An 11,170-nucleotide genomic window follows, 5' to 3' on the forward strand; every position below is an offset into this window, starting at 1 on the left:
GTACTTGGACACGAAGACGGTAGTGAAGTCACGGGACGCGGCCATCAAGCACGACTGATCCAGGTGCGTCACGCGAACCACGACATCCTCCGAGCTGCTCAACTCGGAGCAACTCGACACGCTGATCGTCGGCCATCCCGACGTCGCCGCGAACCTCATGAGACCACTCTCGTCTTTAACGACCGGCGTGCCTGACGCCGCAATCTCAGCACGCTGACCAGACACAGTTGATTTTGAATTCATGCGAAAACCGACGACGGCCATGCAAACGACAAATCCGACGACCAGGACCGCCGCAGCAAAGGAGCGGACATCAATATTCCGGACGCCACCGGGCCGAGCATCCGAGCCGTGCGGCAAACTATTCGTCCCGCGATAACCTGGAGCAAACTCCGACAGCCTCAAGAGCGCATCCCTGACGACTTCCTCGTCTCGCCTCACTTGCCCCTCCCCCCATCCTGGCGGTCGCCGAAGCCAGAGCTTTGCAACGCACGCCTCAGCCGCGGAAGTGCCCTGAATATGAGACTTCGTACCGTCGACCTGGCAACACCCAGGACCTCAGCGATCTCCGCGTCTTCGTAACCTTCGTAGTACCGAAGCACCACACATGCCCGCTCGCGCGGCCGGAGCCCAGAAAAGGCTCGAATCAAGGCATCGCGATCAGAGTAGCGCGATTCTTCCGAAACCGATATTTCGCCATCCGCGAACACAAGGCGTCGAATTCGCAGCATCCGGTCACGACGACGGCGCGAATCAAGAAACTCATTGACGATCGTCTTCTTGGCGTACCCGAACGGATTCTCCGCCTCCGCGATTCCAGGCGAGGCAAGAAGACGAACCAAGGATCCCTGAAGCAGGTCTTCGGCTTCCGCCGGCGCCAAGACGTAGGCGACGCGCATCAGTTCATGACCACGTTGGGCCAACAACTCCGCGACCACGTCCGCAGGCACCCGCGCCGTCACATTCATACCCTACAGACGCACCGCGACGTGTCTCTGTTGCGACAACGAGGAAGTTTCTTCTTCACCGCTCGGCGATACCAGGCTCAACTGCAGCAACCACAGGTGGGTAGGACTCAGCCAAGGTGGCCCGGAGCCCCTCACTCTGAAGCAGCAGTTCCTCAAGGGAGAGTGCCGACGACTCGACCTCAGCAGCGCTGACCGGCCCCTGGCCGCCTCCGGTCAACGCCAGTGCGACTCCTGTGGCCGAGGCAGCGCCCATCAAGGACCGCCGAGTGATTCCGTTCATGCCTGACCTACCCATCCTTATCGAACCACCCTCGAACGCACGCCATCGCTGTACATCACGCCACCCCACGTCGTGTATCCACCACGGTCGCACGTCTGCGGCGACGTGATGTAGGCCCCGGAGTTATCGGTGTTGCGCGCAGGGGTGTGCCCAGGCTTGTGACACCAACGGGCCGTACCTGCCGAATTCAGATTCTTCCGATAGAAGTGGAAGTCCAGGCCGGGCCAGATCACGAGAGCTACTTTGAGATTGCTCGTATTGCAGTCATCAATCCAGCCATCCCGCCGCATTGCCGCCTTGATGCTGGCGACCGTCAACGCCGAGAATACGGATCCACCCTTCAGGCCAGGCTGCGCGAACGTGTTACTCGCGTAGTTGGACGCGTAGTTGTAGCAGTTGTTGTCGTTCCGCCTGGTCCCGTTCCAGAAACTGAAGTCGTTCCAACTCGTATAGAGCAGACTGCACACCGATGCGGCCGCTGCGGCGACAGCCGACGACTGCTCTCCCGTCGAGAGATCGAGCTCCGACATCACTGCCTCGGAGACAAGGCGGGATTCGGTCGGGCTGAGAGCGGAATCGAGATTCGTCTGCAGAAGCGAGCGCTCGGCGTCCGCCGCAGCACCAACCATCGCCTGTCGAAGCCGGAAGGTCGTCGGACGACCGCTCTTTTCCAAAACGTCCGCGTGCACGCCTGTTGACCGGACAATGAAGCCCCGGTATCCCAGGCGCGGCTCCTCGAACCCGATCGGGATCGGCGTCTCGCTTCCGTCGAGCAGACGCTGGGTCAGCTCTTCCCCCTCCAGCGCGGTCAAGACCCACCTTGGATTCGGCGTGCCCGAGAAAACGTCCAATTCGACTTCGATCACGAGCTCGACCTCCACAGGCGCCGGGGGAATTTGCGTTCCGATAGCGTCGATGTCACAACTCCACAGCTGCAACCGATCAATCAGCAACGCCGAAAACCCGGATAGAACTTGTCACCCGCGTGACAAATTCTCACCTAGCTACAGTGAGCCCTCGGAACGAGGAGAAGAGGAATGCTCATCTCCGCGCTCCGCTGCCTTCGCGGCCGCCCACAACCCCTCGATCTCCTCGATCGTGTACGGCCCCCCAGCAGCAACCTCAGGGTCGAACACGTGAGGATTGCGGCGGATCATCTTCGCGGTGAGGCCGGCGATGACATCATCCATGGTGAACTCGCCGGCCTCTTCGGCTACGGCTGCGTGGAAGTAGACCTGGAGCAGCAGGTCGCCTAGCTCGTCGCAGAGGTGAGCCCACGAGCCGGTGGCAGACCCCTCGGCGATGGCCTCGACGACCTCCGCGGACTCCTCGACGAGGTGCTTGGCCAGGGTCTCGTGCGTCTGAGCAGACTTCCAGGCGCAGCGCTCGCGCATGGTGCGCATCAGGGTGAGGAACTCGACGAGCCCCTCCCCCGACGCCTGCGGAGCCGCCATCGTCAGATCGCGCCCACGTGGTGCAGCAGCTGGCGCAGCAGCGAGGCTCGACCACCCTCGAGCTCCTCAGCGAACCCCTCGGAGATCGCCTCCTCCGGCGTCACCCAGGAGATCTCCAGGGCATCTTGCCTCGGGTGGCACTCCCCCGACACCGGCACCACGAACGCCAGCGACACGGCGTGCTGGCGCGGGTCGTGGAAGCGGCCGGTCGGCCACGGGAAGTACTCGGCGACCGCCGCCGGGACGATCGAGGCGGGCAGCACCGGGAAAGCCGTCGGACCGAGGTCCTTCTCCAGGTTGCGCATCAGGGCGTCACGGATCTGCTCACCGTGCAGCACCCGGCCCGAGACCAGCGAACGGGCGATCAGTCCCGTCGTGGACGACGAGCGCAGCAGCAGCCCGACCGCGACCACCGCACCGGCGGCGTCGACCCGGACCGGCAGCGCCTCGACGTACAGCATCGGGACCCGGCCACGGGTGGAGGCGAGCTCCTCCTCGCTCATCCAGCCCGGCTGGACGTCCCACGCCTTCGGGCCGTCCCACGGCTTCGGCTCCTCGCCGAACTCGTCGCCGAACGCTTCCATCGTCATGCGCGATCCTCCGTCATGGTCGAACCCTACCTAGCGTGCGAGCGGCTCAGGACCCAGCCACCGGGTCGATGACCTGGTCGATCACACCACGCGCCCACTCCAGCAGCGCGATGCCGTCCAGCGGCTTCACCGGGAACCCGCTCGACACCGGCCGCGGCACCAGGATGGTGTCGACCGCGTTCTTGATCAGCGACTTCGGGTACATCCGCTGCAACCGGACCTGACGCGACTCCGGCAGCGACACCGGGGCGAACCTGACGTTCTTGCCCGCGATCGTGACCTCGCTGATCCCCGCCGCCCGGGCCCGCGCCCGGAACCGGGCCACCAGCAGCAGTGAGAAGACCTCCATCGGCAGCTCGCCGTAGCGGTCCTTCAGCTCCTCGTCGATCGCATCCACATCAGCATCCGAACGCACCTCGGCCAGCCGCTTGTAGATCTCCAGACGCAGCCGCTCGCTCGGGATGTACTCGTGCGGCAGGTGCGCGTCTACCGGCAGCTCGATCCGGACCTCGTTGAGTTCCGGGGCGTCCTCGCCCTTGAACTCCGCGACCGCCTCGCCGACCAGCCGCACATAGAGGTCGAAGCCGACGTCGGCGATGTGACCCGACTGCTGCCCGCCGAGCAGGTTGCCCGCCCCACGGATCTCCAGGTCCTTCATCGCGATCGCCATGCCGCCACCCAGGTCCGAGTGCTGTGCCAGCGTCGCCAGCCGCTCGTGCGCGGTCTCGGTCAGCGGCTTCTCGGCCGGATAGAGGAAGTAGGCGTACGCGCGCTCACGGGACCGCCCGACCCGCCCCCGCAGCTGGTGCAGCTGGGAGAGCCCGAGGGTGTCGGCACGCTCGATCAGCATCGTGTTCGCGTTCGACACGTCCAGACCCGACTCCACCAGCGTCGTACAGACGAGCACGTCGAAGCGCTTCTCCCAGAAGTCGAGCATCACCTGCTCCAGCTGCTTCTCGTTCATCTGGCCGTGCGCCGTGGCCACCCGCGCCTCGGGCACCAGCTCGCGCAGCTTCGCCGCAGCCCGCTCGATCGAGTCGACCCGGTTGTGGATGTAGAAGACCTGCCCCTCGCGCAACAGCTCACGCCGGATCGCCGCGATCACGGTGCGCTCCTCGAACGCCCCGACATAGGTCAGCACCGGGTGCCGCTCGTCGGGCGGCGTGGTGATCGTCGACATCTCCCGGATGCCGGTGATCGCCATCTCCAGGGTTCGCGGGATCGGCGTCGCCGACATCGACAGTACGTCGACCGCGGTCCGCATCCGCTTGAGCTGCTCCTTGTGCTCGACCCCGAAGCGCTGCTCCTCGTCGACGATGATCAGGCCCAGGTCCTTGAACCGGATGTCCGGGTTCAGCAGCCGGTGCGTGCCGACCACGATGTCCACGGTGCCATCCTGAAGTCCAGACAGCACTTCCTTGCTTTCCTTCGCGGTCTGGAACCGGCTCAGCCCCTTGAGGTTGACCGGGAACCCGCTCATCCGCTCCATGAACGTCGACAGGTGCTGCGTCACCAGCAGCGTCGTGGGCACCAGCACGGCGACCTGCTTGCCGTCCTGGACCGCCTTGAACGCCGCCCGGACCGCGATCTCGGTCTTGCCGTAGCCGACGTCGCCACAGACCAGCCGGTCCATCGGCATCTCGCGCTCCATGTCGCCCTTGACCTCGTCGACGGTGGAGAGCTGGTCGACGGTCTCCTGGAACGGGAAGGCGTCCTCCAGCTCGCGCTGCCAGGGCGTGTCGGGACCGAACTTGTGCCCCCGGGTCGCCGCCCGCGCCGCGTAGAGCTTGATCAGCTCCGCCGCGATCTCGCGAACCGCCTTGCGGGCCTTCGCCTTGCGCTTGTTCCAGTCCGCGCCGCCGAGCCGGTCCAGGCTGGGCGCCTCGCCGCCGACGTACCGGGTGACCTGGTCGAGCGCGTCGGCCGGCACGAAGAGCCGGTCCGGCGGCCCGTTGCGCTTGGAGGCGCCGTACTCCAGGACGAGGTACTCACGGGTGGCGCCGCCGACCTCGCGCTGCTTCATCTCCACGAAGCGCCCCACGCCATGCTGCTCGTGCACCACGTAGTCGCCGGGCTTGAGCTCGAGCGGGTCGATCTGCTTCTTGCGTCGGGCCGGCATCCGCGACATGTCGCGGGTCGAGCCCTTCTGACCCGAGATGTCCTCGCCGGTGAGCACCGCCAGCCGGGCGTCGTCGTCGACGAAGCCGTGGCCCAGCACCCCGATCAGGACGTTGACCAGATCGGTGCCGAGCGGCTCGTCGTCACCGAGGATCCGGGCCGGCACGTCGTGCTCGGACAGTACGTCGACAGTGCGCTGCGCCGGGCCGTGCGCGGGCTGCACCACGACCGTGCGATACCCCGCCAGCCGGTAGCGGTCCAGGTCGCCGATGGCGCGCTCGACCTCGCCGCGATACGGGTCGACCGGGTGCGCCTCCAGGGTCCGCACCGGCACCCCGGCGGTGTCGGCGCTGACACCACTGAGCGTCAGGTCGGCCGCCTCGGCGTCGAGGCCGAACGGGCTGGTCGACCACCAGGTCAGACCCCGCGCCAGGGCGTGCTCACGGACGTCTCCCAGCTCCCAGTACGACGCCTTGCCCAGGTCGATCGGAGCCTGGCCGCCCGCCGCGGCCGAGGCCCAGGAGGCACCCAGGAACTCCTCCGAGGTGGCGCCGAGGTCGTGCGCCCGACGCCGGACACGCTCCGGGTCGAGCACCAGCACCCGGGTCTGGGCCGGGAACAGGTCGATGAAGAGCTCCATGTCGTCGACCAGCACCGGGGCCAGCGACTCCATCCCCTCGGCCGCGATGCCGTTGCTGATCTTGTCGGTCAGCTCCAGCAGCTGCGGGTGGGTCTCGCCCAGCGCCTTCGCCTTCGCCCTGACCTCCGGGGTCAGCAGCAGCTCACGGCACGGCGGGGCCCAGAGCCGCTCACGCTTCTCCAGGGTGCGCTGGTCGGCGACGGAGAAGGAACGGATCTCCTCGACGTCGTCGCCCCAGAACTCCACCCGCAGCGGGTGCTCCTCGGTCGGCGGGAAGACGTCGACGATGCCACCGCGGACAGCGAACTCGCCACGCTTCTCGACCAGGTCGACCCGGCTGTAGGCAGCGTCGGCGAGACGGCGTACGACGTCCTCGACGGGCGCCGTCTGACCGGCCACCAGCTCGACGGGCTCAAGGTCGCCGAGCCCCTTGACCTGCGGCTGCAGCACCGAGCGGATCGGTGCCACGACGACCTGGAACGGCTCGGCCTCGGGGTGGACCAGCTGGCGCAGCAGCGCGAGCCGGCGCCCGACCGTGTCCGAGCGCGGGCTGAGCCGCTCGTGCGGCAGCGTCTCCCAGCTCGGGAAGTAGCCCACCCGGTCCTTGCCCAGCAGCCCGGCGAGCACGTCGACCAGGTCCTCGGCCTCGCGACTGGTGGCGGTCACCGCCAGTACGGGCGCACCGCGGCGGGCCAGTCCGGTGATCAGGAACGGCCGCAACGCCTCAGGGCCGGTCACGTCCAGAGTGGTGAGATCCTCGCCGACGACCTCGGCGAGAGTGGCGACGGCGGCATCCGCGAGCGACAACACGTGAGAATCCTGATCCTGACACGACGACGGCCCCCGGCCAGGCGGACAGGGGGTGGTGACGGTGCACATTCTAGGCTGGCCCTGTGAAGACCCGTCTCCTCCGTGGCCTCGGTGCTGCCGTGGCCTGTGGTGGCCTCGCCGTCGGTGGGCTCAGCGCCTGCGACGACCAGCGGGTCGCGCCGAAGCCGTTCCCGACGTACTCCGGCACCCCGACGCCCAGCGCGACGCCGACCTCGGCGACCTCGCCGACCTCCCCCACCGGCTCGGCGAGCACGAGCACCTCCCCCACCGGATCGCTCAGCCCCTCGGCCACCACCCCGCCGCCGCTGCCGGGCACCGTCGCCCCGGCCTGGCTCGGCACCCGGGTGCTGAAGAAGAACAAGCACGGCGTCATCCCGCCGCAGCAGACCCCGCCGGAGCTGGTCCAGCGCGCCTTCACCCTGCCCGACACGCTGCCCGAGCTCTCCGGCAGCGGCTTCGCCTCCAAGACCACCAAGCCCGCGCCCGCCGACGTGATCGCACGCTCGACCTGGTCGGCGGCCTGCCCGGTCGCGGCCGAGGACCTGGCCTGGGTACAGCTCACCTTCTGGGGCTTCGACAACGAGCGCCACACCGGGGAGCTGCTGGTCGCCTCGACCGAGGCGAGGGACATCGTCAGGGCCTTCCACGCGCTGTGGGACATCAAGTTCCCGATCGAGCAGATGCACATCACCACCAAGGCCGAGAACAAGGCCAAGCCGACCGGAGACGGCAACAACACCTCGGCGTTCAACTGCCGGCCGGTGCGCGGGGCCACCGTCTGGTCGCAGCACGCCTACGGCCTGGCGGTCGACGTGAACCCGTTCCAGAACCCGTACTCCCAGGGCACCGGGCGGTCCCTGATCGTGCTGCCCGAGCTGGCCACGTCGTACCTGAACCGCTCCAACCCGCGGCCGGGCATGATCATGGCCGACTCCCCTGCCGTGCGGGCCTTCAGCCAGGTCGGCTGGCGCTGGGGCGGCTACTGGACGAAGGTCAAGGACCTCCAGCACTTCAGCCTCAACGACAAGTAGGCGGCGCCGAGCCGGCTCAGCTGGTCCGGGAGGCGTACTCCTGCGCCGCGGCGTAGACCTGGTCGACGTAGGTCTGGGAGTGGTTGTAGGAGTAGATCGCCGCCGCCCAGCTCGCCCCGGAGGCCAGCGAGCCTGAGGCGCACAGGTAGTGCGCGGCGGCCAGCGCGGCGTCGTTGATGTTCTGCGGGTCCGCGGTGCCGTCACCGTCGGCGTCGGCACCCCACGTCGCCCAGGTCGAGGGGATGAACTGCATCGGCCCGTAGGCCCGGTCCAGGTCGCCCAGCGGGATGCCGGTGATCGGGGCGCTCGGCACCCCGGTCGTGCTCAGCGTGCGGCCGTCGATGGTGCCGTGGTGGGACTCCACCCAGCCGATCCCGGCCAAGGTGGTCCAGCCCAGCCCGCACGAGGCCGGGGCGGCGAGCTGGGCGTTGGCGTAGGCCCGCAGCGCCACCGTGGAGATCCCCGCCTTGGCGGCGGTCTTCTCCACCCAGGCCTGCGAGACCGACGTACTCGCGCTTGCGCCCGACCCGGCCGTGCCGCTCCCGGAGCCCTGCGCGCCGGCCACCGACGGTGCCGGATCGGCCGGCGCCGCGACGACCGGGACCACGGCAGAGACCTCCACCGCGGCGCCGGGTTGGAACGCGAGGGTGGCGACGTACGCCAGACCACCGAGGGCGACCACGGTCGTCCCCAGCGAGCACACGGTCCGGGCGTTCATGCGGCGAGGCTAGCCGAGCGGCACAGCGACCAACGAGGGCACCTGCTCATCCGAAGCGACCGTGGACGTAGTCCGCGGTCCGGGGGTCCTGCGGGTTCTCGAACATGGCCGCGGTGTCGCCGTGCTCGACGATGCCGCCGGGGGTGTTGTGCGAGGCCAGGAAGAAGGCGGTCTTGTCCGAGACCCGCGCCGCCTGCTGCATGTTGTGCGTGACGATGACGATGGTGACCTCCTGGGCCAGCTCCTTCATCGTCTCCTCGATCACGCGGGTCGACGTCGGGTCCAGCGCCGAGCAAGGCTCGTCCATCAGCAGGACGCGCGGCTTGATCGCCATCGACCGAGCGATGCACAACCGCTGCTGCTGACCACCCGAGAGGCCGCCGCCGGGAGCATCGAGCCGGTCCTTGACCTCGTTCCACAGACCACCCAGCCGCAGGCAGCGCTCCACGAGCGCCTCCTTCTCGTCGCGGGAGGCCTTCTTGCCGGTCAGCTTGAGGCCGGCCAGGACGTTGTCGCGGATGCTCATCGCGGGGAAAGGGTTGGGCTTCTGGAAGACCATGCCGATGTCGCGACGGGCGTCGGTGAGCTTCTTCTCCGGGGCGTAGATGTCCTCGCCGTCGAGCAGCACCTGGCCGCCGAGCTTCGCGATCGGGACCAGCTCGTGCATCCGGTTGAGGGTGCGCAGGAAGGTCGACTTGCCACAGCCCGAGGGGCCGATCAGGGCGGTGATCTCGCCGGCCGCCATCGTCAGCGAGACCCGGTCGAGGACGAGGCGATCGCCGAACCAGCAGGAGACGTCGACCGCCTCCAACGTGGCCAGGGAGCTGCCGCTCGGAGTCACGGCGGGTGTCACGCCGGCATCGCCGGGCACGGGGATCACCACGGTCTGGTCGCTCAACGGAGGTTCCTTAAGTCTTTTAAATCAGTAGTCATACTGGGTGTTACGGAGAGATTGTGCCGGGTGGCCGCCCGATCGGCCACCCAGCACAGGGAGCTCAGAGCGTCACTTGACCTTGACGGAGACCGTCTTGGTGAACGCCTTCGAGGTCTTCGAGGCGGACAGGGCGACCTTGATCTTGTGGGTGCCCTTCTTGAGCTTCTTCTTGAGCTTGACCGTGGCCTTGCCGTTGGTGACAGTGACGGTGCCGATCAGCTTCTTGCCGTCGTAGACCTTGACCTTGGCGTCCACAGCGTTCTTCACCGGTGCGGCGAAGGTGAGAGTGAAGGACTTCGAGGTCTTCTTGATCTTGCTCAGCGTGACGCCGGTGACCGGGGTCGGGTTGCCGGCGGTGCCCAGGGCGGGCTTGGTGGTGCCGCCGCCGGTGGCCGGCGGGGTCGTCGTCGTGGTCGTGTACGCGGCCAGCGACGGCGGGGTGGTGTCGGAGATGCCGACGCCGCAGGCACCGTTGTCGGCGACGGACTTGAGCTGACTGAAGCCCGCGGCCTCGATCACAGAGCGAGCGGCGGCCGAGCAGAAGTAGCCGGTCGGGCCGAAGATCGAGTCGGCCAGCGGGGCGCCGGAGAACCAGGCAGGGTTGTCCTGGGCCTTGCCGCTGGTGTCCTTGGAACGGAGCACCGAGTAAACAGCACGGTCGGCCTTCCAGCCGGACTCCACCTTGACCAGCGAGGAGCCGAAGAAGCCGGCGCGACCGCCCGAGAACGGGACGACCGCGTTCGGGTCGTTCTTCAGCACCGTCGGGTCGTGCTCCTGGACCGACTTGTTGGTGCCGGGGATCTTGTCGTCGGTGTCGACGCCGACGCCCTTGCCGGAGTTGGCCAGGGCCACGCCGCCGTTGAGCTTGGTGAGCTGGGAGATGAAGAACTTGCCGGTGCCCGAGGAGGCCTGCGGGATCAGCGGGACGATGGCGCCGTCCTTGCCGCCGAGCTGGCTCCAGTTGGTGACGTCACCCTTGTAGATGCTCAGCAGCTGAGCACCGGTCAGGGAGGCGGGCGCGTTGCCGCCGGGGGCCGTCGCGGCCACCAGCGAGTCGACGGCGAAGGGGTACCAGACCAGGCCGTTGGTGTGGCCGTTGACGGTCTGGGCGCCGCCGTCCTCGGGGCCCGAGGAGGTGCGGGCGAACGCGACACCGGCGAGGTCGGTGGTGGACTGAAGAGCGTTCAGACCGGCACCCGAGCCGTTCGGACGGGTCGGGGTGGAGCCGTCGGCGAGCTTGATCGTGCTCGCCGTGGTGGAGACGGGGTACAGCGTGCCGGGGTCAACCGCACCGGCACCGTAGGAGGCCAACTTGTGGCCGGTCGAGCCGGCGGTGGCGTTGTACGCCTTGGCCAGGTCGCCGATCACGAACTGGATCGTGTCCGAGCCGACACCGACGAGGTCGGTGGCGGCCGGCGTCACGGCGGTGCCGTTGGGCGCGGCGTAGGTGGCGCCCGAAGAGCCCTCCGGCAGGTAGTCGCCGTTCGAGGCGGCCGACGTGTAGGCGGCCATCGCCGGGGCGATGACGGCGAGGCCGATGGCCGAAGCCGCCAGGCCAGCGACGCCGACCTTGGCGCCGATCTTGCGAACAGACATTCTGTTGCTC

General features: G+C 68.0%; 10 protein-coding genes. 1 reads left to right on the top strand and 9 read right to left on the bottom strand.

Features of this window, described 5'->3' with window-relative positions; all coding sequences use genetic code 11:
- Positions 1–437 precede the first annotated feature (437 nt).
- The 6 genes from Q1V88_RS10385 to mfd all read right to left on the bottom strand — a co-directional run bounded on the left by Q1V88_RS10385 (position 438) and on the right by mfd (position 6,860).
- Positions 438–962 (bottom strand): sigma-70 family RNA polymerase sigma factor, encoded by a 525-nt coding sequence (locus Q1V88_RS10385; RefSeq protein ID WP_300681104.1) that lies wholly within the window; start codon positions 960–962, stop codon positions 438–440.
- Between the two features lie 61 nt (positions 963–1,023).
- Complete coding sequence (locus Q1V88_RS19595; RefSeq protein WP_366914082.1) at positions 1,024–1,263, bottom strand: twin-arginine translocation signal domain-containing protein; 240 nt, start codon at positions 1,261–1,263, stop codon at positions 1,024–1,026.
- 2 nt (positions 1,264–1,265) lie between these two features.
- Positions 1,266–2,129 carry a hypothetical protein gene (locus Q1V88_RS10390; protein ID WP_300681105.1) on the bottom strand — a complete coding sequence of 288 codons (864 nt, stop codon included), beginning with the start codon at positions 2,127–2,129 and terminating at the stop codon, positions 1,266–1,268.
- A gap of 123 nt (positions 2,130–2,252) precedes the next feature.
- Complete coding sequence (locus Q1V88_RS10395; RefSeq protein WP_300681106.1) at positions 2,253–2,702, bottom strand: MazG nucleotide pyrophosphohydrolase domain-containing protein; 450 nt, start codon at positions 2,700–2,702, stop codon at positions 2,253–2,255.
- 2 nt (positions 2,703–2,704) lie between these two features.
- On the bottom strand, positions 2,705–3,292 hold the full coding sequence (locus Q1V88_RS10400; protein ID WP_300681107.1) for a DUF4916 domain-containing protein: 588 nt from the start codon (positions 3,290–3,292) through the stop codon (positions 2,705–2,707).
- Positions 3,293–3,338: 46 nt separating this feature from the next.
- Positions 3,339–6,860 carry a transcription-repair coupling factor gene (gene mfd, locus Q1V88_RS10405; protein ID WP_300681108.1) on the bottom strand — a complete coding sequence of 1,174 codons (3,522 nt, stop codon included), beginning with the start codon at positions 6,858–6,860 and terminating at the stop codon, positions 3,339–3,341.
- 83 nt (positions 6,861–6,943) lie between these two features.
- Here mfd and Q1V88_RS10410 point away from each other — a divergent pair, with 83 nt between their 5' ends.
- Positions 6,944–7,912: a M15 family metallopeptidase gene (locus Q1V88_RS10410; protein ID WP_300681109.1), complete on the top strand. Its 969-nt coding sequence runs from the start codon at positions 6,944–6,946 to the stop codon at positions 7,910–7,912.
- A gap of 16 nt (positions 7,913–7,928) precedes the next feature.
- Here the strand turns inward: Q1V88_RS10410 and Q1V88_RS10415 are convergent, their stop codons facing one another.
- The 3 genes from Q1V88_RS10415 to Q1V88_RS10425 form a co-directional block, all read right to left on the bottom strand.
- Entirely contained in the window at positions 7,929–8,630 is a 702-nt protein-coding gene (locus Q1V88_RS10415) for a lytic transglycosylase domain-containing protein (protein ID WP_300681111.1), read from the bottom strand.
- A gap of 46 nt (positions 8,631–8,676) precedes the next feature.
- Positions 8,677–9,450 carry a phosphate ABC transporter ATP-binding protein gene (locus tag Q1V88_RS10420; protein ID WP_300681290.1) on the bottom strand — a complete coding sequence of 258 codons (774 nt, stop codon included), beginning with the start codon at positions 9,448–9,450 and terminating at the stop codon, positions 8,677–8,679.
- 183 nt (positions 9,451–9,633) lie between these two features.
- Positions 9,634–11,160, bottom strand: a complete 1,527-nt coding sequence (locus Q1V88_RS10425; protein ID WP_300681113.1) for a substrate-binding domain-containing protein — start codon at positions 11,158–11,160, stop codon at positions 9,634–9,636.
- Between the last annotated feature and the right edge of the window lie 10 nt (positions 11,161–11,170).

It is taken from the genome of Nocardioides sp. (assembly GCF_030150155.1).
In the GTDB taxonomy this organism is placed as follows: Bacteria; Actinomycetota; Actinomycetes; order Propionibacteriales; family Nocardioidaceae; genus Nocardioides.